Source organism: Nosocomiicoccus massiliensis, assembly GCF_002871345.2.
Classification (GTDB): domain Bacteria; phylum Bacillota; class Bacilli; order Staphylococcales; family Salinicoccaceae; genus Nosocomiicoccus; species Nosocomiicoccus ampullae_A.
The window spans coordinates 147,978-174,157 of the sequence record NZ_CP136964.1 but is presented as its reverse complement, the minus strand read 5'-3'; the positions used below and the strand labels follow the sequence as shown (position 1 = coordinate 174,157).

The window sequence follows — 26,180 nt, the reverse complement described above, 5'->3', positions numbered from 1 at the left end:
TTAAATCATATCAAATTTAACTGTTGAATTCAGTGTACATACTGTCATTCACTTAAAATTCATACTTATGTCCGATTACTCTCGTATTAAAATCGGTTCAATTGTCTGTCTGACTGTATCAATCACTACTGCAGATAAAATACCATCACCTTTATCAGGTACGACATGTCGTTTTGGTAATTGGTCTAAAAATCTAGAAATGACCGCTTCTTTATCGATACCGAGTATGCCATCTTTATACCCTGTCATACCGACATCTGTTATGTACATCGTCCCGTTGTCTAAAACGACTGCGTCGTTCGTTTGAACGTGCGTATGCGTCCCGACGACAGCATTCACTCTACCGTCTAAATAATATCCCATTGCAATCGCTTCAGATGTCGTTTCACAGTGAAAATCCACAAATATTTGATCAGCGGATTCTCTTTTTAACAATGCATCGATTTCTGTAAACGGGTTATCAATCGACTCCATAAAACTACGCCCTTGTAGATTCACAATCATTAACGTTTCATTGTTAATATTTACTTTTTTAAATCCTTCGCCTGGAACGATTGACGGATAATTAAGTGGACGGATAATTTTTTTATCTGCTTCAAAGAGTTCAAATACTTCATCTTTATGAAATGCATGGTTTCCGAGTGTGATAAAGTCCACACCGTATCCCATGAGCTCTTTATAAATCGCTTTTGTCATCCCTTTGCCGTGTGCAGCATTTTCTCCGTTTGCGATTGTATATTGTATGTTATATTCTCGTTTTAACTCTGGTAAATTTTCCTTTACCATTCGACGCCCAATTTTACCGACAATATCTCCAATAAATAAAATTCTCAATCTTTTATTCCTTTCATAAAAAAAGATTGGAAACAATGTTCCAATCTTTATTTGGCATATTCTACAGCCCTCATCTCACGGACAACTGTCACTTTAATATGTCCTGGATACTGCAGTTCATCTTCGATTTGTGATTTAATATCTCGAGCGAGTCGATATGCTTGTACATCATCGACGTCTTCTGGACGAACCATAATTCGAATTTCTCGTCCCGCTTGAATGGCAAACGACTTCTCTACGCCGTCGTAGCCTTCTGCAATTTTCTCTAAGTTTTCAAGTCGTTTTACGTAATTTTCTAACGTTTCACGACGTGCACCTGGACGTGCTGCACTTAATGCGTCAGCTGCTGCAACGATTATAGAAATGATACTCGTTGCTTCAACGTCACCATGATGTGAAGCGATTGCGTTAATCACTGTCTCGTTTTCTTTGTAGCGTTTTGCTAAGTCTACTCCGATTTCTACGTGTGAACCTTCGACTTCATGGTCGATCGATTTACCGATATCGTGGAGTAATCCTGCACGTCTCGCGAGACTCACGTCTTCGCCAAGTTCAGCAGCGAGCATACCTGCTAAAAATCCAACTTCTACTGAGTGCTTTAATACGTTTTGACCGTAACTTAAACGGAATTTCATCTTACCAAGATGTTTAATGAGTTCAGGATGTAAATTATGAATATCCAATTCGAATGCTGCTTGTTCACCAGCATCGCGAATGATACTCTCCATATTACGTCTTGCTTTATCGACCATTTCTTCAATGCGTCCTGGGTGAATACGTCCATCTAAGACGAGTTCGTCTAACGCATTTTTAGCGATCGTTCTACGTATTGGATCGAATCCTGAAAGGATAACCGCTTCTGGTGTATCGTCGATAATTAAATCGACTCCTGTTAACGTTTCAATCGTACGAATGTTACGACCTTCACGTCCGATAATACGACCTTTCATTTCGTCGTTTGGTAAGTTGACAACAGATACCGTCGATTCACTCGTGTACTCTGCTGCGTATCGTTGAATCGTCGTCGCAAGCAATTCTTTTGCTTTTCGGTCCGCTTCATATTCCGCTTGTTCTTGACGCTCTTTTAGCATTACAGCCATATCGTGTGACAGTTCTTTTTCGAGCGCTCTAAAGATTTCATCTTTAGCTTCAGCACTTGTTAATCCGGAGATGCGAGTTAATTCATCATTTTGTTGACTGATGATTTCATTAATCTTTTGTTCCTTGGCATCCACCGATTGCTGTTTGTCTTCAATTTTCGCTTCTTTTAAATCTAATATCTCATCTTTCTTATCTAGAGTTTCACTTTTTCTATCTAAGTTTTCCTCTCGAGAAAGTAGTCGAGATTCAAAAGCTTGTAGTTTTTGTCGTGCATCGTTTTGCTCACGATCAAACTCTTCTTTTAACTTTTGATTGTATTCTTTTGCTTCAAGCAATTTCTCCTTTTTTAAATTCATCGCAGTTTTATTTGCTTCTTCGATGATATGTTCAGCTGAAGATCTTGCTTGTTGCTGCTTATTCGTCATAATTCTATTGACGATTAAATATCCGATAACAACACCGAGAATAATACCAAGTAAGATTAAGAAAATGTCTTTCATGTCCACAAAAAACACCTCCCTAATACATGCTATTCACGTGTTGGTTAAAAATGTGTATTTTAAATATAATAATTTATCATACAGATTTCATTTTATATATTTTACATAAAAAAATCAAGCATGAGAGTGACTCATGCTTGATAATATTACTCATCAAATAGGCTGTTTTCTACTTCTTCACTTTCTTCAGTGACTTCACCTTCAAAGCCTAATTCGTTTCGTAATTTATCATTAATTTCTTCTAGTACTTCAGGGTTATTCGTTAAGTACTCTTTTGCGTTTTCTTTACCTTGACCGAGTCTTTCCCCGTTATAAGAGTACCACGCACCGCTTTTATCGACGATGTCGTATTCGACTCCGAGATTGAGAAGTTCACCTGTTCTAGAAATACCTTGTCCGTACATAATATCTACTTCTGCCACTCTAAATGGTGGTGCAACTTTGTTTTTAACAACTTTAATTTTCGTACGGTTTCCGACGATATCTTGTCCGAGTTTTAACTGTTCTGCACGGCGCACTTCTAAACGAACTGAACTGTAGAACTTCAGCGCACGTCCACCAGGTGTCGTTTCCGGGTTACCGAACATAACTCCAACTTTTTCACGAATTTGGTTGATGAAAATCGCTGTCGTATTACTTTTAGAAATTGCAGCAGATAGTTTACGTAATGCTTGTGACATCATTCTCGCTTGTAAACCGACGTGAGTATCTCCCATCTCACCTTCGATTTCTGCTTTTGGTGTTAATGCTGCAACTGAGTCAATAACGACGATATCCACTGCACCACTTCGTACGAATGCTTCGGCGATTTCTAATCCTTGCTCCCCGTGGTCTGGCTGAGACAGGTATAAATTCTCGATATCGACACCTAAGTTTTTAGCATACACTGGGTCCAGTGCGTGCTCAGCATCGATAAATGCAGCGATTCCACCTTGACGCTGCACTTCAGCAATCGCATGTAATGCGACTGTCGTTTTCCCTGAAGATTCTGGTCCGTAGATTTCGATAATTCTACCTTGTGGATATCCACCGACACCGAGTGCACGGTCTAATGTGATCGAACCTGATGACGTCGTTTTTACTTTACGTCCAGGATCGTCACCGAGTTTCATAACGGCACCTTTACCGAACATCTTATCCATATTCTTTTGAACAGTTTCTAGAGCTTTTTGTCTTTCATCCATCTATTACATTCCTCCGAACTATCTTTTAAATCATTTTTCGATATTTAAAGTATACCATAACAAAAAATAAAAGACGAATATATGTTCGTCTTTTATGTGCTAAATTTCAAATATTAAATTCAGTATTTTAAATATCGCTTACTTTTTAAAGCAGATAATTAAAAGTTACGCTTTTTGATTTAAAAACACGTCTCGTCCTTTGTAGAAATACTCAATCATCGATAAAATCGTGAAGAACACTGCGATATATAGAGATATCATACCGATAGATACCCCGATATAATTGACAAATAAATCTCCAAATAGAAGTAAGACGAGAGCAACCATTTGGAATACTGTTTTAATTTTTCCTAAATTACCAGCGGCACTGACAAACCCTTGTTCGATTTGAAGTAAACGTAATCCTGTAACTGCAAATTCTCTTGCGATAATTACGATAGCGATCCAACTTGAAATTACTGACCACTCGACTAATACAATGAGACCTGAAGCGACGAGTAGTTTATCTGCAAGTGGGTCTAGAAATTTACCCATATTTGTAATTAAATTTAACTTTCGTGCTAAATAGCCGTCTAACGCATCTGTCAGTGACGCGACGACGAAAATAATCGCTGCGATAAGTTGCTCAATTAAAATCTCGTTTCCTCCAAGTATCGCTACTGTACCGAAGTTAAAATCGTTAATTGCAAATATAATAAAGACCGGTATTAGTATGATTCTTATCACTGTAATCCAGTTAGGTAAATTCATAGTTTACTCCCTCTCAATCGTAAAATGATAAAACAACGTGCCGTCATTTTGTACTTCATCGTCTTCTAATTCAACATCATTCACAAAAATACTGAGTTTGTCGTTGTCTTCAACTGCAATAAATAACTCTGATGCATCTGACTGAATTAAATATGTCTCATCATTAATTGTCTCGTTGACATACGTATTATTGTTATCGTCTGTCATGTTGACAGTACTCCCGTCACCTTTAAACGTGACGTTAATGTCATTTGACGTATTTATCGTATAAAATGCTGTATTGTCTTCAACGCGCTCTAGCGTTACGTTAAACGTGTCGCTTTCTTCTTTAGGTGAGACTTCGACCTCATCATATACAGGAGACTTTCTAAAGTAATCTCCTTGTCCACCGACTTGTAAAAGAACAAGCCAAAGAACAAACAACACTCCGATCACAATTAAAAAAGTATATATCGTCTTTTTTAAATAGAGCATGTCTTTATCGACTTTATTTTCTTTACGTTCTTTATAGACCGCTTCTTTTGTCGGTATTTCGTCACCATAACGTTCAAACAAATCGTCACTATTTAACTGTAAAGCATCCGCATACGTACGAATTAAATACTTCGTATGACTACTATCAGGAAGCTCGTGATAGTCGCCTCTTTCAATCGTTTGAATAATGTCACGACGAATATTCGTACGTGCTTCAATTTCACGTAACGTAATGCCTTTTTGTTCTCTCACATTTCTTAAATATGGTCCTAAACTCATAATTTAACCCTTCTTTATAACGTGTACCATCCACCGTTAATATTTAGCACTTCACCTGTGATCGATTGACTCTCTTTACTGAGTACGAAGTTCACAAGTTTTGCAACTTCAACTGGCTCAATCAGTCTTTGCTGTGGTAACTCTTCGAGTAAAACTTTAGTATCCTCTTCACTTAAAAGATTAGTCATCTTACCTTTAACAGCACCTGGTGCGACGGCGTTAATCGTAATATTCGTACCCGCGTACTCGACAGCGAGTGAACGAACGAGTGTGTTTTGTGCACCTTTCATCGACGCATAAACACTTTCACAACTCGCACCAATTTGACCGTACACACTTGAAATAACGACGATGCGTCCGTGTGAACTCTTCTTTAATCTCGGTAATGCTGCCTGTATAAAAACAATTAAGTTCCGCACTTGGATGTTATACTGTTCGTCGATAACATGTAGTGGTGTATCTTCTAGCATATCAAAATACGCACTACCAGGTGTATAAATTAAACAATCGATTGTTTCGATATGTTTAAATGTCGCTTCGACTTCTTCTATAGAAATCGGCTGTGATAAGTCAAAGTAATGATGCAAATTGTCATAAGTTGACGGTGTGTGTCTAGAATAGCTAATGACGTGTTCGTCTTTTAATTCGTTATGTATTGCGGATCCAATGGATCCGCTACTTCCAACTAGTATGACGTTACGCATTTTTCATCATCACGACAGAGGCATAGCCGTCTTTTAATACAGTGTTAAATGCATCCTTCACGTCATCGACGGTAATCGAATCGACGATATTTGGAATGTCATAAAGGTTGCCACCGTCTAATAAATATTTTGTATATTGATTTGCAATATATTCTGGTGAATTTAAAGAAGATAAATAGTCACCAATCGTTTCACGTTTTTCGCTTTGTAACATCTCTTCAGTGAAATAATCCGTATTTTTAACTTCATCGATAATCGCCTGAATTCGTTGAATCGTTTCTTCAGGTTTTTCACTATGTGCAATAAATAGCGTGTGTGAGAAGTCAGATTCCCCTTGGAAGCCGTATTGGAAACTATCATCTACAAGATTTTCATCGATTAGATCATAGAAATACTGAGATTTCGCTCCAAATACCATCTCTAACGCAAACATCATTGTGAAATCGAGTTTTAATAACGACGCGTCATCTAAATCGTGATTATATTTATATCCGAGCATCACTCTGTCATCCGACACGTTCATCTTAATTGTTTTTTCTTTGTCGTGAACGTGATTTTCTTCAGTCACTGTATGAAGTGTTAACTCTTTCGGGTCGTGATTACGTTTTGATTGATGTGTTTCGATAAAACTAAATAACTCAGCATCATCTAAATCACCGACGACGATTAACACCATATTGTTCGGTGCGTAAAATGTCTCATGACACAAATATAAATCTTCTTTTGTAATTTGTTGAATCGATTCTAACGTTCCAGCGATATCAATACGAACCGGATGTGTGTTATATAGTGACTCCATCATCGTAGAGAATAATTTATACCCCGGATTATCTTGATACATTTTGATTTCTTCGTTAATAATACCGACTTCTTTTTCAACAGATTGATCGGTGAAATAAGGCTTTTCGACCATATCCATAAGGAGTTTTAAGTTGTCATAAAAGTTGTCTGTACAACTAAATAAATAACTCGTACGGTCAAAAGATGTAAATGCATTCGCACTTGCACCGTGTTCACTAAATTTATGGAAGACATCACCATCTTCTTTTTCAAACATTTTATGCTCTAAAAAGTGTGCGATTCCGTCAGGAATTTTGTGCGTCACACCGTCGACTGTAAAATGATTATCTACAGAACCAAAACGCGTCGTATACGTCGCAAACTTTTTGTTAAACCCTGGCTTTTTAACGTAAATGACTTCTAATCCGTTTGGGAGTGTTTTACTAATGACTGTTTCTTCAAGTGCTTCATAATATTTAACTGTCATCACTTTCTCCTCCTGTTAGCGTATATACCGTATCGAGATGAATCGAGTGCGCTGCTTCAATAATATCTTCACGCGTAATGCTTTCAACTTTTTCTTTAAATTCTTCATCTGTCAATCCTGTTAAGTTTTCGCTATATACGATTGATATCATACCTTTTGCTCGATCTTTACTGTTTTCTCTATCTGATAATAACTTTTTCTTCGTCTCTTCTAAAAACTCAGTAGTAAAGTCACCATTTTGGAATTTTTCAAGTTCGATAATGATGTGCTGTTCCGTTTCTTTCACACGTGAGTGGTCAACTCCAGCTAAAGCAAATAAATAACCATTTTTAACATCGACGTTTGAACTAATTTGATACGCTAAAGAACGTGCTTCACGTAAATGCTTAAATAGATAGCTCGACGCGCCACCACCAAACATACGGTTAAAAATACGCACTGACATTTCGTTAGTTTTATCTTTATCGATTCTAAAACCTAAAATTGCTTTAGACTGTTCTACGTCGTCATGCATTACTTTGTAGTTGACAATTTTTTTAAGATCTACTTCATAATTATTGAACGGTAATTCAACATAGTTTTCTCTATCGTAGATTTTTTGTAAAAGATTAATTGAACGATCGTCAATATTTCCACAGAGTAAAATCATCATTTCGTCCGTATCCATCATCGACTTGTGAACTTTTTTAATGTCATCGATTGTAATTTCATCGATATCTTCAATATTTCCGTAAGACAGTTGTCCTTCTGGTTTATCTCCAAACATCTCTTTTAAAAGACCTGTGTATGCGCGCTGCATACTGTTATCCATCATACTTTTTAGACGGTTTTTATAGAGTCGTTTTTCTTTTTCTAAAAATTTAACCGTTTCTTCATCGTAAGAGAATGGTGTCGTTAACACGTCATTTAATAGTTTAGACATGTGTTCTAATATGTTTAAGTCTTCTTTAATAAAACGTTCGTTTACAAACTCTAACGTAAAGTGGACGAGATGACTCGTCCCAACTTTTGACGTTTGATACGTTAGATGTGCACCGTAATATTCTGATAAATACTGTACGAGTGCCGCTTCACTATTATGCGTCTTTGTACGTTTTACCATCATGCGAGCAAGTAAATTTCTCGCTGTAACAGTGTTTACGTCTAACTCATTTCTAAATGTGACGCGTAACGTGAATGTTTTAAATTTATTTGTATCGATCGTTACGATTGGAATGTTATTTAATCGTTCATTTCTAATTTCCAATACTAACTCTCCCTCTCATCCATTTCGTCTTCTGTGACGAGTACGTTTCTCGGCTTTGAACCACTTGCTGGTCCGATTATACCGTTACGCTCTAAATCGTCAACGAGACGCGCTGCACGGTTATAGCCGATTCTAAATTGTCGTTGAAGTAAACTTGCACTTGCGCGCTGCTCTCTGATGACGAACCATTTCGCTTCCCCGTATAATTCGTCTTCAGATTCAACTTCTTCTTTTTTCGGCTCTTTTTGATTTAATATGACCGACTTATCGTAATTTGCTTTCATCTGGCTCGTGACGTAATTGACGACATCATTCACTTCTTCATCTGATAAAAATGCCCCTTGGACACGAACTGGTTTTGATCTACCAGATGGTAAGAAAAGCATATCCCCTTTACCTAGGAGTTTTTCTGCACCCCCGGAGTCTAATATCGTACGAGAGTCAGTCGTTGAGCTGACGGCAAATGCAATACGTGACGGTATGTTTGCTTTAATGATCCCTGTAATAACGTCAACAGATGGACGCTGTGTAGCGATAATTAAATGAATACCTGCAGCACGTGCCATTTGTGCAATACGCGTAATACTTGCTTCAACGTCTTTACTTGCGACCATCATTAAATCAGCAAGCTCATCGATGATGACGACGATATACGGCATTTTAGATACTTTATCTTTATCTTCAGCTGTACGTTCTAAGTAATTGTTATATGCTGAAATGTTCTTAGTATTTGTTGCACTAAATAAGTCATATCGGCGTTCCATCTCGTTTACGACGCGTTGTAAAGCGTCCGCTGCTTTTTGTGGATTCGTCACGACAGGACTTAGTAGGTGTGGAATACCGTTATATACATTTAACTCCACCATTTTTGGGTCAATCATCATTAATTTTACTTCGTGCGGTTTTGCGTTTAGTAAAATCGAAATGATAATACCGTTAATACATACGGATTTACCGCTTCCTGTAGACCCAGCAACGAGTAAGTGTGGCATCTTGTTTAACTCTGCCATAATCGGTGCACCAGAAATGTCTTTACCAAGCGCAACTTCTAGCGGGTTTGTACTCGTCTTACGCTTCATAACTTCACGTAATGTAACCATTGAAACGACCGAGTTCGGCACTTCAATACCGACAGCTGATTTACCAGGAATCGGTGCTTCGATACGAATATCTTTTGCTGCAAGCGACAGTGCAATATCATTTTGTAAATTAATAATACGGCTGACCTTTACGCCGATATCCGGCTGCACTTCAAACTGTGTCACGGCTGGACCGATTCTAATTTTTGACACTTTCGCTTTTACACCAAAGTTATGAAGTGTTTCTTCTAAAACTTTACCTTGTTTTAACACGACGTCATTTGACATCTTTTCTGACACTTCAGCATCTTTTAGTAATGTAATCGGTGGTACTTTATACTCGAGAAGCTCTTTAATTTCTTCTTCGTCTAGTTCGTCGAGTGGAGTATTCTCCTCGACGTCTTCAATCGAGTCATCGAGTTCCTCTTCTTCGTACTCTAAATCAACAGTCTCATCTTTTGTTTCTACGAGGTCACTCTCGATATCATCACTACCTACAATTTCAGGTTCATATACTGCTTCTTCGACTTCTTCTTCGATATCATCATGACTTGAAGACTCGATAATTGGATCTTCAACTTTCGTTTTCTTTGCTTTTTTCTTCTCTATTTTTTCTGGTTTATTCGCACGTTTTTCTTTATTTTTCTCGATGATTTCAGACGTTTTACTATTAATGTTTTTACCCGTCACTGATAACAATTGTCCGACGCGAGAAAAATCTTTACGCAGTTGTTCTTCGACGCTTTTATTTCGAATCATAATAATCGAAAAGTAAATAAACACAGCAGCAAGTAAAACTGTACCGATAAAGCTGAGCGTGTTATTCATCGCTGTAAATAGTACTTGACCAATAATTCCGCCACCGGTGAAGTTTTTAAATCCTGTCGTAGCGATCGTATTTTTTATTTCATCAAAACTATAAAAATTGTTAATGAGTGGTTTGTTCGTTAAGTAAAGCACACTATGGAATAAAAAAATCAGTCCAAATTGTAGCAATATATAACCGAACATGCGCTTTGTGAATGGGAAGTTACGGTTCATGGCGACGTAAATACTCGTTAATGTAATGATTAAGTACGTAAAATATTTACTCGTTCCAAACAGGTACGTAAATATTGAATCGATATATTCACCAAAACTACCGAGTTGAAACAAAGATATAAAGACAAGTAATAATGTGATAAAACTCGTTAACGCATAATAGGTTTGGCGCTCATCTTTCTTTTTACGACGCGTTGCTTTCTTTTTCGCCATCACAAACTCCTTCCTAAAAAATTTGGAGATACTATAATATAATATCTCCAAAATTCTTTCTTATATTTCAGATATGATTGGTATAATCATCGGACGTCGTTTCGTACTTTCGTATAAGAACTTAAGTAACGCTTCTCTAACGTCTTGTTTTAAGTCGTTCCAGTCTAAGTTTCCTGATTGAATAGAATCTTCAACGACTTCTTTTACAATTGCTTCAGCAGTCGCTAATAGCTCTTCACTTTCTTTGACGTAGACAAAGCCACGACTTTGAATTTCAGGACCGGCTTTAATTTTTCGCTCGTTACGATCGATCGTAACAACCGCAATGAATATACCGTCTTCACTTAATATACGGCGGTCTCTTAAGACGATGTTACCAACGTCCCCGACACCTCTACCGTCAATTAAGACGTTACCTGCATGTACTTTTTCTTGATAGTACATCTCTTCTCCGTCGTAGCTGACGACGTCACCTTTTTCAAGTAAGAAGATATTTTCTGGATCGATACCTGCTTCAGCAGCAAGTTTTGCGTGAGCAATCTGGTTTTTATATTCGCCCTGAACAGGAACAAAATATTTCGGTTTAAATATATTAAACATCATTTTTAACTCTTCACTTAAACCGTGACTCGATGCGTGAATTCCACTTGTCGGTAAGTAAATTTTAGCACCTGCTTTAGTTAAGTCGTTTAACGTTGAATATAAAATGACTTCCATGTTTGACGATGGCGTCGTTAAAATATACACTTCATCGTTTTCTTTAATGTTTGTCACTTCATGCGTTCCTTTTGACATCTCTGTCAGTGCATCGAATGGTTCCCCTTGTTTACCAGTTGCGATAATGACAATTTCATTATCTGGGAAGTTTTTAATTTGATGTGACGGAACGAGTAACCCTTCAGGAATATCGAAATATCCGAGCTTTCTTGCGACTTTAAACGATGCTTCTAACGTCTTACCTAAAAATGTCACTTTTCGGTTTGCTTTATGTGCGTTTGTTAACACTTGTTGAATACGTACGAAGTTCGATGCATAAAGTGACACGATAATGCGCCCTTTAGATTTTAAGAAATCTGATAATAACTGCTCTTCGATAATATTTTCAGGTGTATTATATCCGCGCTTTTCTGCTTCCGTAGAATCACTAATTAATACGAGACAATCATCTTCACGTGCTAAGTCGTACATCTTCGCACCGTTAAATCCGTAATCTCCTTCGAGACTTTGATCGAATTTAAACTCACCAGTATAGACGATTGAACCGTACTTCGTTTTAATTGAGCATCCGTAAGAATCAGGAATACTATGGCTCGTTTCGAAAAATTCAAAACTTGCATTTTTAAAGTTCATTTTTGATTCACTATTAATCGTATAGAACTTTTGTTTTTTACGAATATTTAATTCTTTAAATGATTCTTTAATTAAAGCAATCGTCAGCTTTGAAGCATAAATCGGTACGTCGATATCTTCTAAAATATACGGTAATGCACCGATTGAATCTGCATGACCATGCGAGATAAATATCGCTTTTAAACGGTCGATATTTTCTTTCACGTACGTAATGTCCGGAATAACGACATCTACACCGTACATTTCGTTTTCCGGAAACATTAACCCCGCGTCTAGCATGAACATTTCATCGTCTACCTCGACGATGTACATGTTTTTAGCAATCTCTCCAACTCCGCCGAGTGGGATGATTTTTACGTTCGCGTCACGCTTTCTTTCTTTTGCCACGATTTATCCCTCCTCGTTATTCTTTTTGTTTTTATCGTTATCTTTCTTTTCAATTAATGCTTTACGAGATGCGTTTACGCGTCCTTGCTTATCGATTTCTGTTACTTTAACGAGTGTTTCATCGCCAATTTTTAACACGTCCTCTACGTTTTTAACGTGTGCGTGATCTAAATTAGAAATGTGAACGAGTGCGTCTTTACCAGGGAATAACTCAACGAACGCACCGAATTTTTCAATACGTTTTACTGTACCCATGTAAATTTCTCCAACTTTTGCTTCACGCGTTAAGTCTTCGATAATTTTACGTGCTTTGTCGATCATTTCTTGGTCGACAGCACCGATAAAGATCGTTCCGTCTTGCTCGATATCTAACGTTACGCCAGTTTCATCGATAATTTCGTTAATTTGTTTACCACCAGGTCCAATGACGTCACGAATTTTATCTGGGTTAATTGTCATCGTTTCAATCTTCGGAGCGTATGGTGATAACTCTGTTCTTGGTGATTCGATTGTCGCTAACATGTTTTCTAAAATGTGTAGACGACCGACGCGCGCTTGTTCTAACGCCTCTTCTAAAATATCTTCACGTAATCCGTCGACTTTAATATCCATTTGAATTGCAGTAATCCCTTTAGCAGTACCTGCTACTTTAAAGTCCATATCACCTAATGCGTCTTCCATACCTTGGATGTCTGAAAGGATTGTATAGTTTTCACCATTCATCATCATACCCATCGCAATACCAGCAACTGGTGCTTTAATTGGCACACCTGCGTCCATTAATGCGAGCGTTCCACCACAAATTGACGCTTGCGATGAAGAACCGTTCGACTCTAAAACTTCTGACACGACGCGAATCGTATGCGGGAATTCCTCTTGTGAAGGAATGACTTGGCTAAGTGCACGTTCACCTAACGCACCGTGACCAATCTCACGACGTCCTGGAGCGCGAAGTGGTCCAGTTTCACCGACAGAGAAGTGCGGGAAGTTATAGTGATGCATGAAATGCTTCTCTTCTTCTTCACCGAGTCCGTCGATAATTTGGTGCTCACTTAAACTTCCTAACGTCGCAACAGATAATACTTGTGTTTGTCCACGTGTAAATAAACCAGAGCCGTGTGCTCTAGGTAAAAGCGCAACTTGAGAGTTTAACGGACGAATTTCGTCCGGTTTTCTTCTATCTGGACGGATTTTATCTTCAGTGATTAAACGACGCACTGTATTAAATACCGCATCGTTAAATAAGCGTTTCGCTTCTTTTTCGTTCGCTTCGAAGTTTTCGTCTTCTTCATCGAGTAGAGCGATAATTGCTTCTTTCACTTCAGATAATTTATTATCACGTTCGTGCTTATCAACTGTTAATACACACTCTTCAATATCAAACTGCTCGAGTTGACTATCGACAATCTTTTGAATTTCTTCGTCGTCAACTGGAGGTTCAAATGCCATTTTCTCAGGATTCACGTAGTCGACGATTTCTTGTTGGAACTCGACTAACTTTTTAATTTCTTTATGACCAAAAAGGATTGCTTCGAGCATTTTATCTTCAGGTACTTCTTTTGCACCTGCTTCAACCATGTTGATTGCGTCAAACGTTCCTGCTAAATCAAGTTCTAATACAGAGTTGTTTAACGTCTCAACATCTGGGTTAATGACGAACTCGTCGTCTTTAATACCGATACGTACACCAGCAATTGGTCCGTTAAACGGTACGTCAGAAACAGATAAAGCAATCGATGAACCGAGCATCGCTGCCATTTCAGGTGAGTTGTCTGGATCAACAGAAAGCACTGTCGAAATAATTTGAACGTCGTGTCTAAATCCGTCTGGGAAAAGTGGACGAATTGGACGGTCGATTAAACGACTCGCAAGTGTCGCTGCTTCACTTGGACGTCCTTCACGTTTATTAAATCCACCAGGTATTTTACCGCGTGCGTATAATTTCTCTTCGTACGCCACTGTTAGTGGGAAAAAGTCCATATCTTTAGGTTCTTTAGAAGCAGTTACTGTCGATAAGACAACTGTATCTCCATATCGTACTAGAACTGCACCGTTTGCTTGTTTGGCTACTTCGCCGTATTCAACGATTAGTGGACGTCCTGCCCACTCCGTTTGAAACGTTTTCTTAGTTTCTATCATATAATTTCTCTCCTCTACATACTTCTCTTTATGATACCATTTTTAACGACTAATTTATATAAAAAAAAGCATACCAAATGGTATGCTCTCTCTATTAACGACGTAAACCTAATTTTTTAATTAACTCACGGTAACGAGTAACGTCTTTTTCACGTAAGTAGTTTAATAAGTGCTTACGGCGACCAACCATTTTTAAAAGTCCGCGACGTGAATGGTGGTCTTTTTTGTGTACTTTTAAGTGTGCGTTTAATGTGTTAATTTCTTCAGTTAACACTGCAATTTGAACTTCAGGAGATCCAGTGTCCGTTTCGTGTACACGGTATTCTTCGATTAATTGTTGTTTTCTTTCTTTTGACATTGACATAGTCATGTCCTCCCTTATATATATATTCGCTAATATCTGAGTCAAAAGTTAGGGTGTCTAATGACCAAGATATCGCACTTAAATTATTATACGCGCTTTACTCGAATTTTTCAAGTAACTGTATGGCGTTTTCTTTATCGATTGTCATCGCTTCAATTAAATCATCTAAACCGTCAAATTTCTTTTCTCCACGTAAATAGTTATGAAGATACACTGACACTTCTTCACCGTATATCGTACGGTCAAAATCAATTAAATGGACTTCAATCGTCACTTTATAATCTTCGTGGAACGTCGGTTTTTTACCAATCGATGCGACACCTCTATAAATCGTATCATCTGCACCAATCGTCATCGTAACAGCGTACACCCCGAGTGACGGTAGTAAAAACGGTCCGCTCGGTTCGATGTTTGCTGTTCTAAACCCAATCGTTCTCCCGCGTTTTTCACCTTGAACGACGACACCGTTAATTTGATATGGTCGACCGAGTATTTTATTTGCTTCTTCTAGCTTGTCACTTAAAAGAAGTTCTCGGATTTTTGTCGTCGAAATTTTTTCTTCGTTCTCGTTTATCGGAAGTACTTTAGTCGTGTTAAATTCGTCATACGTCTTTAACGTCGTAATCGATCCTTTACCGTACTGTCCATATGAAAAATCAAACCCTGCGATTACTTCTTTCACGTTGTTAGAGATTAAATACTCTTTCACAAACGTATCGTGAGATAACGCTGCAAAGTCACTTGAGAAGTTTACGACAAATAAGTAGTCGATGCCTTTTTCTTTTAGCATCTCTTCTTTTTCTTTTAACGGCGTAATATACGTCGTCCGTCGCATTTTCGGATTTAAAACGACAGAAGGATGCGGATCAAACGTCATCACTGCTTTTTTTAATCCTTTTTCTTCTGCAATTTCAATCATCGTGTCAATCACTTGTTGATGTCCGAGATGGAGTCCATCAAAAAAACCGAGCGCTAATGCGATTGGTTCGTTTTCTATAGATAAATCATTTGGATAATATAGTCGATATGTTTTCATAAAGCCCTCACAAGTCATTTGACGTAAGAAACATTTTAAACGGTTTAAATTCGTTTTCTTTATGTTTTTTATACAAACCGATTGGTCGGTTGTTTTTAACAAATAAAACAGTCTCTACGTCTTCATTATTCGTTAGTTTCATCATATCATTTTGACTCATCTTTTGCCCATTTGAAATTTTAAACAATGGTCCACGGTCTTTCAGTTCGTCGAACAGTTCTACGGTATATTCATCGCTTAAAACTTCTAAAATCGGAATTATCGACGCTTCACTAATTGTATCTAATTCGACCGCATCATCTTCAGTAAACCCACACGATTCTGTTCTTCTTAAATACGACATATGTGCTTCTACACCGAGTTTACGACCGATGTCTACAGCAAGCGTACGAATGTATGTACCTTTTGAGCATGTTACGTCAATTTGAAAATCTATCGTATCTTTAAACGTAATATCTCCAGTACGTTCTAAACGATAAATCGTAACGACGCGGCTCGGTCTTTCTACCTTTTCGTTATTTCGTGCGTATTCATATAACTTTTTACCGTTTACTTTCACCGAGCTATAGATCGGTACTGTTTGGTTATAATCTCTTTCAAAGTTTTCAATAACGTCGTCGATCATTTCTTTAGTAATATGTGATACGTCACTCGTTTTTACTTTTTCACCTGCAGAATCTTCAGTTGTCGTTGAAAATCCGAGCGTTACTACTGCTGTATAACTTTTTTGTCTTTCTTGTAACACTTCAGTCAGTTGCGTTGCATCTCCAACGACAACCGGTAACACACCAGTCACATCCGGATCTAACGTTCCTGTATGACCGACCTTTTTCATATGTAATTTACGTCTGACTTTCATGACGACGTCATGACTTGTCATACCTTTTGGTTTATCCACACAGATGACTCCACTATACATTGTGACACCTCTTACTTTTTTCGATTAAAAATTTTTTCATATAAAAAGACAAAGAGCCCAGCAATAACAACGATAAATACGAGTGATAAAAATGCCGAACCAAATGTTTTAGTAGGTAGTAAATTGAAAAATAATGCATCGATTCCGATTACTAATAATCCGAGAAATACTAAGTACATTAAAAACCAAAAATTGTTTGACATCTCTTTCCTCCATACAATTATTTAATTATAAATATACCACTTATCTATTCATAAAAAATTAATGAGCGACGAATCGTCGCTCATATTATTTGCCTTCGTTTTTAATTTGGTTTAATAAGTCTTCAATTCTGCTACCGTAGTCGACAGATTGATCGTACTTCACGTAAATTTCTGGTGCTTTTCTTAAACGAATATTTTTTGCAACTGCTGAACGAAGTAATCCACGATATTTATTTAAAATATCTTCAACTTCTCTTTTATTTTCGTTTAAAGTCGTAAAGTATACGTTCGCATATTCAAGCTCTTCAGAAACTTCAACTTCAGTCACTGTAACGAGTTTTAACGATGGTTCTTTATCCATCACTTCGTTATCGATGACTTCAGTCACTACTTTTTTAATTTCTTCTGCAACTCGGTCATTACGCTTAGCCATAATTAAACTCTCCTAACTTCAACCATTTGGAACGCTTCGATTTGGTCGCCCTCTTTAATATCGTTAAAGTTTTTGATCGTAATCCCACATTCGTATCCTGAAGCAACTTCTTTTGCGTCGTCTTTAAATCGTTTCAGTGAATCGAGTTCACCTTCAAAGATGACGACACCTTCACGGATTACACGAACGCCTGCGTCTCTAGTAATCTTACCTTCAGTCACGTAAGAACCAGCGATTGTACCGATTTTAGAAACTTTAATCGTTTGACGTACTTCTGCGTATCCAATGACTTCTTCTTCGTATTCAGGGTCGAGCATACCTTTCATTGCTTGCTCTATTTCTTCTAATGCTTTATAGATTACGCGGTGTAGACGAATGTCTACTTTTTCGTTTTCTGCTGTACGACGTGCGTTTGCATCTGGACGTACGTTAAATCCGATAATAATCGCGTTCGATGCGTTTGCAAGTGTAACGTCTGATTCGTTAATTGCTCCAACACCTGTATGGATAATTCGGATATTTACACCTTCAACGTCAATCTTCATGAGTGACGCTGCAAGAGCTTCTACTGTACCTTGAACGTCCGCTTTAAGAATTAAGTTTAAGTCTTTTAACTCGCCTTCTTTAAGCGTTTCAAATAAGTTATCTAAACTAATCTTATTTGTAGACTCGCGGTCGCGCATAATTTTGTCTTCACGGCGTTTTTCACCGATAGAACGTGCCTTTTTATCGTCTTCAAAGACGACGAATCTGTCGCCAGCTTGTGGAATATCGTTTAAACCAGTAATTTCAACTGGTAATGATGGTCCAGCTGTTTGGATTCTTTCACCTAAGTCGTTTGTCATCGCACGTACTTTACCGAACGTATTTCCAACAACTAAAGAATCTCCAACATGTAACGTACCGTGCTGAACGAGTAGCGTCGCTACAGGTCCACGTGATTTGTCGAGCTCTGCTTCGATTACTGTACCAATCGCGTCGCGGTCAGATTTTGTGCTTAACTCTTCGACTTCACTGACTAGTGTAATCATTTCAAGTAAATCATCGATTCCTTCACCAGTTAATGCTGAAAGTGGTACGAAGATTGTATCTCCACCCCAGTCTTCTGGGAATAATCCGTGTTCACCGAGTTCAGTCATGACGCGGTCAGGATTTGCTGTTGGCTTATCGATTTTGTTTACTGCTACGATAATTGGTGTCTCTGCAGCTTTAGCATGGTTTAACGCTTCGATTGTTTGAGGCATTACACCGTCATCTGCTGCGACGACTAGTACTGTTAAGTCTGTCACTTGAGCACCACGTGCACGCATCGTAGTGAACGCTTCGTGTCCTGGTGTATCTAAGAATGTAATATCTTTACCGTTCCAATGAATTTGGTATGCACCGATATGCTGAGTGATTCCACCCGCTTCTCCACTCGTTACGTTTGCGTTACGGATTGAGTCAAGTAGAGTCGTTTTACCGTGGTCAACGTGTCCCATAATCGTAACGATCGCTGGACGCTCTTCTGTTAACTCTTCGTTTTCTAAATCGAAGTAAATATCGAGGTCCGTGTCGTCGATAACTTCTTCTTTTTCAGCTGTATAGCCGTAGTTATCTGCGACGATTTCAACCGCTTCGTCATCTAAACTTTGGTTGATGTTTGTCATAATTCCGAGCATAAATAAGTCTTTAACGACTTTTGATGCGTCGACATTAATTTTTGAAGCAAGCTCACCGACTGTAATTCCTTCTTCATACGTAAACGTCTTTTCACCTTGAATCTCAGCTTTAGCTTCTTTTACAGGCTTTTCTTGTTGTTTTGGTTGTTGCTTTTGCTGCTTATTTTTTTTGTCATTCTTTTTGTTTACGTTCTTTTTATTGTCTTGCTTTTTATTGTTATGTTTATGTTTTTTCTCTTTGTTTTGTTTTGGTTTGTCATTTTTCTTTTCTTTTTTAACAAACTTTTGGTCTAATAGTTTAACGTCATCATCGTTTAACGTCTGCATATGAGAGCTAAAGTCTTTTCCACTCTCGTTTAAAGTATTTATAACTTCTTTACTCTGTAAGTTATGTTGTTTCGCGTATTCATGAATTCTAATCTTACTCATTGAATCACGTTCCTTTCTCATTCAACTCTAACAACTTCTTTTTAAAGCCAACATCTGTCACACCGAGAACCACTCGGTTATATGCTCCAGTGCTTTGTGAAAGCTCGTGATTAGTATAATCTTCAATTAAAGGAATTGACTGAGTTGTTGTTTTATCGCGTATTCTCTTTTTTGTACTATTCCCAGCGTCACTTGCTAAGTAAACAAGTTTCACTGATTTACGTTTAATACCATCTAAAGTTAGAGGTTCACCGTTAATTACTTTTCCTGCACGTGTTGCAAGTCCGAGTAAATTTAACTCTTTATTCATCGCTTCGGAATATCCTCGCGGTATATGAGACGAATAATTTCGTCATACACTGGGCCTAACACCTCTGTTGATACACCGAGTTTACTTTCTAAAACCTTTTTGTCACGTGCATCGTTTACTTTTTCTAAATCTTTGACGACGTAGGCACCACGACCGTTTTTCTTTCCAGTTTCATCTGCAAATACTTCGCCGTCTTTCGTTTTAACGATTCGTATAAGATCTTGTTTTTTAAACATTTCACCAGATAAAATATCTTTTCTCATCGGAATTTTTCGTGCCATAAACGTCACACCTCTACTCTTCTACTTCAGTTTCTTCTAAAGTTTCTTCATCCTCAGCATCACCGTTAAATTCAGATTCTGAAACGATATCGATCTTCCAGCCTGTTAACTTCGCAGCAAGTCGTGCGTTTTGACCACGTTTACCAATTGCGAGTGATAACTGGTGATCTGGTACAACGACTGTCGTTGATTTTTCATCTTCATTAATAATTACGTCGACCACTTCTGACGGTGATAATGCGTTTTTAACGTATACTTTAGGATCTTTGTCATATAATACGATGTCGATTTTTTCACCTGATAACTCGTCGACGATTGCTTCAACGCGGGCACCTCTTGCACCAACACATGACCCAACTGCATCGACGTTTTCGTTTTCAGCGTATACTGAAATTTTAGAACGTTCGCCAGCTTCTCTTGCGACACTCATAATCAGTACTGTTCCGTCATAAATTTCTGGAACTTCTTCTTCGAAGAGTCGTTTTAAAAGATTTGGATGTGTACGTGAGACGTAAATTTGTGGTCCACGTGTCGTTTGTTCTACTTTGTTTAAATAGACGCGAATTTTATCGCCAGTTTTGTAGACTTCATTTGCCATACGCTCTGACTCTGGTAATACAGCATCCGTGTTACCAAGTGTGACGTATACGAAACGACTGTCGACTCTATCGACTGTTCCGATTAATAACTCATCTTCTTTATCTATAAACTCTTCATATAAAATTTCACGTTCAGCATCTCGAATTCTTTGCATAACTGCTTGTTTCGCAGCTTGTGCACCGACACGGTTAAAGTCTGAAGGTGTTACGTCTTCATCAAACGGGTCACCGACTTCATATGCTGGGTTGTATTCTCTCGCTGTGAGTAAATCAATCTCTGCTGTGTCGTCTTCTACTTCCTCAACGACGTCTTTTCTAGATACAACGCGGTAGTTTCCTGTGTCCATATTAATTTCTACACGGACGTTTTTATGTTCTTTATAATTTCTTTTATACGCAGTTAAAAGTGCCGCTTCAATTGCTTCAACGAGTACTTCTACTGGGATGTTCTTTTCTTTTTGAATATATTCTATTGCATTCAGTAATTCCTGATTCACTACTATTCCTCCATTCAAACTAATACAGCTTTACGAATTACAGCAATTTTGTCACGATCGACTGTTACAGTCTTTTCGCGCGTTTTATCGCGATACTTAATCGTTACCGAACTGTCATCGTACTCTGTGAGTATCCCTGTCCATTCTTGTTCACCATCGATATGCTGGTACGTTTTTACATAAATACCATTGTTTAAAGTCGTCTCTAAATCTTTTTCAGTTTTGATTGGACGCTCTGCACCTGGTGAAGAGACATCGAGGAAATAATGACCGTCGATAATATCCCATTCGTCTAATTTCTCAGCAAGTACTTCACTGCCACGTACGCAATCATCTAACGTAATTCCACCTGGTTTGTCTAAATAAAATCTTAAAAACCAATCTTTACCTTCTTTTTTGTACTCCACTTCAATTAATGAGTAGTCCAATGATTCTACAACCGGTTCTGCTAATTCAAATATGTGTAATTCTTTTTTATTCACCGATACGTTCACCTCGCTTAAAACATAAGAAAAGAGCGGACACGATGGTGCGCTCTTTTCCAAATCCACAACATTTTATTTCTAGTTAATTATAACACATCATTATTTATAAGTCGAATATAGAAAGCTGTGCTTTATCTGGTAAATGATCTAAACTTCCAAGTTCTGTTAAATAATCGATCACTTTTTGGGATACTCCAGCTTTTTTATTTAAATCTTCTTTACTTATAAAGTGGTCATGTTTTCTCACTTCAGCAATATTTCTTGCAACACTTAGCCCGAGTCCTGGTACTGCAGTAAACGGTGGGATTAAAGCATCGCCTTCTATAATGAAGTGCTCTGGATGAGATTTTTCGATATTGACCGGTAACATATTAATATCACGATGTCTCATCTCATTCACAATTTCTAAAACGATTAATAAGTCTTTTTCTTTTTTCGTTAACTCATTATAGTTGTCTTTCATCTCTTTTACGCGCGTACGAATTGTCGACTTGTCTTTTGTCATCGTCATTAAATCAAAGTCAGCTGCACGTACACTTAAATATGTCGCGTAATATTCTTTAGGATAATGCACTTTAAAGTACGCAATTCTTACTGCCATAAGTACGTACGCTGCTGCGTGTGCTTTCGGGAACATGTACTTAATTTTTAAGCAAGAATCGATATACCAATCTTCTACCCCATTTGCTTTCATCGCTTCAATCCACTCTGGTTGAAGTCCGCGTCCTTTACGTACACTCTCCATAATTTTAAACGCTAAACTCGGCTCGAGTCCTTTATACATTAAAGTAACCATTATATCGTCACGACACCCGATAACTGTTGAAATGTCACAAATTCCTTTTCGGATTAAATCCTGCGCATTTCCTAGCCAAACGTCTGTACCGTGTGATAATCCCGAGATTTGAACGAGCTCACCAAATGTATTTGGTTTTGTATCTTCTAACATTTCACGAACAAAAGGTGTTCCGAATTCAGGTACGCCGTACGTTCCAGTATTACTCATAATGTCATCTCGACTTACACCGAGTACTTCTGGACCTTCAAATAGTTTCATCGTATCTTCGTCGTCGATTCGAATCGTCTTCGGATCCACGCCTGTTAAATCTTCGAGCATACGAATCATCGTCGGATCAACGTGACCAAGGATATCGAGTTTTAAGACGTTTTCGTCGATACTATGGAAGTCAAAGTGTGTCGTACGCCATTCACTCGACGTATCGTCTGCTGGATATTGAATTGGCGTAAAATCAAAGACGTCCATAGAATCCGGGATAACGATAATTCCCCCTGGGTGCTGACCTGTCGTACGTTTAATCCCTTCACTTTCGCTTGATAGTCTATCGATTTCTGCTTTACGTTTATGAAGTCCGTGATCATTCATATATCCATTCACGTATCCGAATGCAGTCTTATCTGCGAGTGTAGAAATCGTTCCTGCACGGTAGACGTAGTCTACACCGAATAGTTCTTTCGTGTAGTTATGTGCTGTCGCTTGATATTCTCCACTAAAGTTTAAATCGATATCTGGAACTTTATCCCCTTTAAATCCTAAAAACGTTTCAAACGGAATATCCTGACCTTCTTTAATGAATTCGACATTACACTTCTCACATTTTTTGTCGGGTAAGTCAAATCCTGAGTTATATTTACCATCGTCGAAAAACTCACTATGCTTACACTTCGGACAAATATAGTGCGGCGGCATTGGGTTAACTTCAGTAATCCCCATCATCGTCGCGACTAAACTTGAACCAACTGAACCACGACTACCTACTAAGTAGCCGTCATCGAGTGATTTTTTAACGAGCTTTTGTGAGATTAGGTACACGACGCCAAATCCGTTTGAGATAATACTGTTTAACTCTTTTTCTAAACGTGCTTCGATGATTTCTGGTAATGGATCACCGTAAATCTCTTTTGCTGTTGAATACGTTAACTCCTTAACTTCTTCGTTTGCATTTTCAATTTCTGGTGTGAATAATCCGTTTTTAATGACTTCGACTTCGTCAATCGAACGACTAATTTCGTTCGTATTTTCAATGACAATTTTTCGTGAAAGTTCGTCACCTAAAAACGAAAAGTCCTCAAGCATTTCAGTCGTCGTTCTAAAATGAGCTTCCGGTAACGTTTGTCGGGATAACGGATTCCCAGGGTTTCCTTTAATGATAATTTCGCGACGAATTTTATCTTTTTTATCGAGATAATGAACGTTTCCTGTCGCGACGACTGGAATCGATAATTCGTCTCCGATTTTAATCATGTTATGAATGAGTTCTTCGTACATATCGTCATCTCGAATTAACTCGCGTTCATAGAGATGAACATATAAGTCTTTCGGGAACACTTCTAAATAGTCATAGTAACGTGCTTTTTTAAGTGCATCGTCATATGACTTTTCTAATAACGTTCGAAACACTTCTCCGTTATCACACGCACTTCCGATAATTAACCCTTCACGGTGAGCGTCTAAAAAGTGCTTTCTCACTCGCGGTACTTGGTAAAAACTATCTGTTAAACTATCTGAAACAATTTTAAATAAGTTTTTTAAACCGATTTGGTTTTTAACTAAAATTGTCGCGTGGCTCGGTTTACTTAACTTAAACGCATCATCTCTAGCGAGCGTATTAATATCCTGATGTGTGGCAATGCCCGCATTCTTTAACTGCGCTAACATCTTTATAAATATAAAACCTGTCGCTTCTGCGTCGTAGATCGCTCTATGGTGACTGACGAGTTCGACGTTATAATGTTTAGCAAGTGCTGCTAAGTTATGACGTTTTAAGTCTTTATTGAGTACTCTCGTAATCTCTAACGTGTCGATGACAGGGTTATCTGACGGACCAAACCCAAGCTTAGTGAACGCCGTATCAATGAAGCCCATGTCAAACGTCGCGTTATGTGCGACATATATCGCATCCCCGACCCACTCTCTAAATTCAGGGAGAACATCTTCAAATTCACGTTCGTTTTCTAACATCGAATCTGTAATACCTGTTAAGTTTTTAATGACCTCTGATAACGGTTCATGCGGATTAATAAAGCTTTCATAACGGTCGATGATTTCACCGTTATGTACTTTAACTGCTGCGAGTTCGATAATTTTATCGTATCTACTAGATAACCCTGTCGTCTCAACGTCAAATACGACGTACGTCGCGTCTTCTAAACGCACTGGACTATCTTTAAATGCGAGTTTCGCACTATCTTCGACGATGTTTGCTTCCATACCAAAGAGCATTTTTAAACCTTTACTTTTAGCATAATTATATGCGTTCGGGAATGCTTGAACGTTGTTATGGTCTGTTATAGCAAGTGCAGGATGTCCGTATTCAACCGCGCGGTCAATATAATCTTCTATTGTCGTCACACCGTCCATCGCACTCATCATCGTATGAAGATGAAGTTCGACACGCTTCTCTTCACTATCATCTTCATGTTTAGGTGGTTTAGTAATCGTTAACGCACGTAAATTCATGACAAGGTCTTTTGCGAAGTCATCGTACTCAATATTTCCTTCGACGATTACCCAGTCCCCTTTATTCAGCGCTTCGAATACGTTAGTTTCTTCTTCTTTGTTACCGAAACGTTTCACTTGAATGCTATCCGTGTAGTCGGTAATTTTCATATTTAAAATTTGCTTTCCAGTACGTGTATGTATCACGTCTTTACTGAAAATTACACCTTCTAATCGGACGTTATATTCTTCATCTTCGATCGTATACATCTTTCTTACGCCATCAAACGTAAGTTTTTTACCGATTTGCTTAACGATTTCTTTAGGCTTCGATACTTCTTTTTCTTTCTCTTTTTTATGTTGTTCTAATAATTTTTCTGTATGATTCGTAATTTTTTGATCGAGTTTTTCATCGTTTTTTGTTTGTGCATCAAAATCTACATCTGCCACGATGTCTGAGATGAGGATGCCATATGAACGATATTCTAAAATTAAATTGTTTTTAATTTTTCGTTCAAAATATTCTTTAGTAACGTCACTCGTAAAACTAAATTTTAAAGTGTCGTCGTTATACATAATTTTCGAATTGTTAATTTGGCGCTTAAAGTTTTCAGTCACTTCGATATTTTCTAGCGCTTCTTTTAAATACTCGTAAATGTCTCGCTCTTTGAATTCATTAGCATGTACTCTTAAGCGAACCGTTGCGATATTTCGAAACGTCTCTTCGACTTTTTGCTTTAAAAACGCAAATACCGCGTAATCGATCAGCGTCTCAAAATGTATATGAAACTCCCATTCACGCGTTTTGTCGTCGACGATTACTTTTCTAAGTTCCCCGCCAGTTAACTGTTCATTGTCTTCTATATTTGCCTGTTGTAAGAGTATGTTAAATTGCCGGTTGTAATCCACAAAGCATCTCTCCAAAAAGAAGCGTAAATCTCTCGATTTACGCTGTAGT

At 38.0% G+C, this 26,180-nt stretch carries 22 protein-coding genes; all 22 read right to left on the bottom strand.

Features of this window, described 5'->3' with window-relative positions; genetic code table 11:
* Positions 1–75 precede the first annotated feature (75 nt).
* Positions 76–834 carry a TIGR00282 family metallophosphoesterase gene (locus tag CJ229_RS00865; RefSeq protein ID WP_070622081.1) on the bottom strand — a complete coding sequence of 253 codons (759 nt, stop codon included), beginning with the start codon at positions 832–834 and terminating at the stop codon, positions 76–78.
* 47 nt (positions 835–881) lie between these two features.
* Entirely contained in the window at positions 882–2,441 is a 1,560-nt protein-coding gene (gene rny / locus CJ229_RS00860; RefSeq protein ID WP_068130441.1) for a ribonuclease Y, read from the bottom strand.
* A 140-nt stretch (positions 2,442–2,581) separates the two neighbouring features.
* On the bottom strand, positions 2,582–3,619 hold the full coding sequence (gene recA / locus CJ229_RS00855; protein WP_317846591.1) for a recombinase RecA: 1,038 nt from the start codon (positions 3,617–3,619) through the stop codon (positions 2,582–2,584).
* Positions 3,620–3,784: 165 nt separating this feature from the next.
* Entirely contained in the window at positions 3,785–4,369 is a 585-nt protein-coding gene (gene pgsA / locus CJ229_RS00850) for a CDP-diacylglycerol--glycerol-3-phosphate 3-phosphatidyltransferase (protein WP_068130445.1), read from the bottom strand.
* 3 nt (positions 4,370–4,372) lie between these two features.
* Entirely contained in the window at positions 4,373–5,122 is a 750-nt protein-coding gene (locus tag CJ229_RS00845) for a helix-turn-helix domain-containing protein (protein ID WP_102167558.1), read from the bottom strand.
* 14 nt (positions 5,123–5,136) lie between these two features.
* Positions 5,137–5,826, bottom strand: coding sequence for an SDR family NAD(P)-dependent oxidoreductase (locus CJ229_RS00840; RefSeq protein ID WP_102167557.1), 690 nt, complete (start codon positions 5,824–5,826; stop codon positions 5,137–5,139).
* Complete coding sequence (yfmH, locus tag CJ229_RS00835; protein WP_102167556.1) at positions 5,819–7,093, bottom strand: EF-P 5-aminopentanol modification-associated protein YfmH; 1,275 nt, start codon at positions 7,091–7,093, stop codon at positions 5,819–5,821. Before yfmH ends, CJ229_RS00840 begins: the two co-directional genes overlap by 8 nt.
* Positions 7,083–8,339 carry an EF-P 5-aminopentanol modification-associated protein YfmF gene (yfmF, locus tag CJ229_RS00830; protein ID WP_102167555.1) on the bottom strand — a complete coding sequence of 419 codons (1,257 nt, stop codon included), beginning with the start codon at positions 8,337–8,339 and terminating at the stop codon, positions 7,083–7,085. The genes yfmH and yfmF overlap by 11 nt, the downstream gene beginning before the upstream one ends.
* 2 nt (positions 8,340–8,341) lie before the next feature.
* On the bottom strand, positions 8,342–10,672 hold the full coding sequence (locus CJ229_RS00825; protein WP_102167554.1) for an FtsK/SpoIIIE family DNA translocase: 2,331 nt from the start codon (positions 10,670–10,672) through the stop codon (positions 8,342–8,344).
* A 60-nt stretch (positions 10,673–10,732) separates the two neighbouring features.
* Positions 10,733–12,409, bottom strand: a complete 1,677-nt coding sequence (locus CJ229_RS00820; RefSeq protein ID WP_102167553.1) for a ribonuclease J — start codon at positions 12,407–12,409, stop codon at positions 10,733–10,735.
* Positions 12,410–12,412: 3 nt separating this feature from the next.
* Positions 12,413–14,548, bottom strand: coding sequence for a polyribonucleotide nucleotidyltransferase (pnp, locus tag CJ229_RS00815; protein WP_102167552.1), 2,136 nt, complete (start codon positions 14,546–14,548; stop codon positions 12,413–12,415).
* A gap of 94 nt (positions 14,549–14,642) precedes the next feature.
* Positions 14,643–14,912, bottom strand: coding sequence for a 30S ribosomal protein S15 (gene rpsO, locus CJ229_RS00810; RefSeq protein ID WP_040929129.1), 270 nt, complete (start codon positions 14,910–14,912; stop codon positions 14,643–14,645).
* 97 nt (positions 14,913–15,009) lie between these two features.
* A complete protein-coding gene (gene ribF, locus CJ229_RS00805; RefSeq protein WP_102167551.1) occupies positions 15,010–15,948 on the bottom strand; it encodes a riboflavin biosynthesis protein RibF in 939 nt (312 codons plus the stop codon).
* Positions 15,949–15,955: 7 nt separating this feature from the next.
* Positions 15,956–16,867: a tRNA pseudouridine(55) synthase TruB gene (gene truB / locus CJ229_RS00800; RefSeq protein ID WP_070710375.1), complete on the bottom strand. Its 912-nt coding sequence runs from the start codon at positions 16,865–16,867 to the stop codon at positions 15,956–15,958.
* 11 nt (positions 16,868–16,878) lie between these two features.
* Positions 16,879–17,070, bottom strand: coding sequence for a hypothetical protein (locus tag CJ229_RS00795; protein ID WP_040929132.1), 192 nt, complete (start codon positions 17,068–17,070; stop codon positions 16,879–16,881).
* An 85-nt stretch (positions 17,071–17,155) separates the two neighbouring features.
* Complete coding sequence (rbfA, locus tag CJ229_RS00790) at positions 17,156–17,503, bottom strand: 30S ribosome-binding factor RbfA (protein ID WP_070457754.1); 348 nt, start codon at positions 17,501–17,503, stop codon at positions 17,156–17,158.
* A gap of 2 nt (positions 17,504–17,505) precedes the next feature.
* The gene (gene infB, locus CJ229_RS00785; RefSeq protein WP_102167550.1) at positions 17,506–19,593 is read right to left on the bottom strand and encodes a translation initiation factor IF-2; all 2,088 of its coding nucleotides are present in this window, start codon (positions 19,591–19,593) and stop codon (positions 17,506–17,508) included.
* A 4-nt stretch (positions 19,594–19,597) separates the two neighbouring features.
* Positions 19,598–19,903, bottom strand: a complete 306-nt coding sequence (locus CJ229_RS00780) for a L7Ae/L30e/S12e/Gadd45 family ribosomal protein (protein ID WP_068130470.1) — start codon at positions 19,901–19,903, stop codon at positions 19,598–19,600.
* Positions 19,900–20,184, bottom strand: a complete 285-nt coding sequence (gene rnpM, locus CJ229_RS00775) for an RNase P modulator RnpM (protein ID WP_068130472.1) — start codon at positions 20,182–20,184, stop codon at positions 19,900–19,902. The genes CJ229_RS00780 and rnpM overlap by 4 nt, the downstream gene beginning before the upstream one ends.
* Positions 20,185–20,197: 13 nt before the next feature.
* Entirely contained in the window at positions 20,198–21,286 is a 1,089-nt protein-coding gene (nusA, locus tag CJ229_RS00770) for a transcription termination factor NusA (RefSeq protein WP_070457864.1), read from the bottom strand.
* An 8-nt stretch (positions 21,287–21,294) separates the two neighbouring features.
* On the bottom strand, positions 21,295–21,762 hold the full coding sequence (gene rimP, locus CJ229_RS00765; RefSeq protein WP_040929136.1) for a ribosome maturation factor RimP: 468 nt from the start codon (positions 21,760–21,762) through the stop codon (positions 21,295–21,297).
* A 106-nt stretch (positions 21,763–21,868) separates the two neighbouring features.
* Positions 21,869–26,131 carry a PolC-type DNA polymerase III gene (locus CJ229_RS00760; protein WP_070710373.1) on the bottom strand — a complete coding sequence of 1,421 codons (4,263 nt, stop codon included), beginning with the start codon at positions 26,129–26,131 and terminating at the stop codon, positions 21,869–21,871.
* Between the last annotated feature and the right edge of the window lie 49 nt (positions 26,132–26,180).

Bases quoted from the DNA above. Each gene is read 5' to 3' on its own strand.
- CJ229_RS00840 (WP_102167557.1), bottom strand. From the start codon at position 5,826: ATGCGTAACGTCATACTAGTTGGAAGTAGCGGATCCATTGGATCCGCA.
- recA (WP_317846591.1), bottom strand. From the start codon at position 3,619: ATGGATGAAAGACAAAAAGCTCTAGAAACTGTTCAAAAGAATATGGAT.
- CJ229_RS00825 (WP_102167554.1), bottom strand. From the start codon at position 10,672: ATGGCGAAAAAGAAAGCAACGCGTCGTAAAAAGAAAGATGAGCGCCAA.
- CJ229_RS00845 (WP_102167558.1), bottom strand. From the start codon at position 5,122: ATGAGTTTAGGACCATATTTAAGAAATGTGAGAGAACAAAAAGGCATT.
- rpsO (WP_040929129.1), bottom strand. From the start codon at position 14,912: ATGTCAATGTCAAAAGAAAGAAAACAACAATTAATCGAAGAATACCGT.
- CJ229_RS00780 (WP_068130470.1), bottom strand. From the start codon at position 19,903: ATGAATAAAGAGTTAAATTTACTCGGACTTGCAACACGTGCAGGAAAA.
- pgsA (WP_068130445.1), bottom strand. From the start codon at position 4,369: ATGAATTTACCTAACTGGATTACAGTGATAAGAATCATACTAATACCG.
- rbfA (WP_070457754.1), bottom strand. From the start codon at position 17,503: ATGGCTAAGCGTAATGACCGAGTTGCAGAAGAAATTAAAAAAGTAGTG.
- CJ229_RS00795 (WP_040929132.1), bottom strand. From the start codon at position 17,070: ATGTCAAACAATTTTTGGTTTTTAATGTACTTAGTATTTCTCGGATTA.
- infB (WP_102167550.1), bottom strand. From the start codon at position 19,593: ATGAGTAAGATTAGAATTCATGAATACGCGAAACAACATAACTTACAG.
- pnp (WP_102167552.1), bottom strand. From the start codon at position 14,548: ATGATAGAAACTAAGAAAACGTTTCAAACGGAGTGGGCAGGACGTCCA.
- yfmH (WP_102167556.1), bottom strand. From the start codon at position 7,093: ATGACAGTTAAATATTATGAAGCACTTGAAGAAACAGTCATTAGTAAA.
- rnpM (WP_068130472.1), bottom strand. From the start codon at position 20,184: ATGGCACGAAAAATTCCGATGAGAAAAGATATTTTATCTGGTGAAATG.
- ribF (WP_102167551.1), bottom strand. From the start codon at position 15,948: ATGAAAACATATCGACTATATTATCCAAATGATTTATCTATAGAAAAC.
- truB (WP_070710375.1), bottom strand. From the start codon at position 16,867: ATGTATAGTGGAGTCATCTGTGTGGATAAACCAAAAGGTATGACAAGT.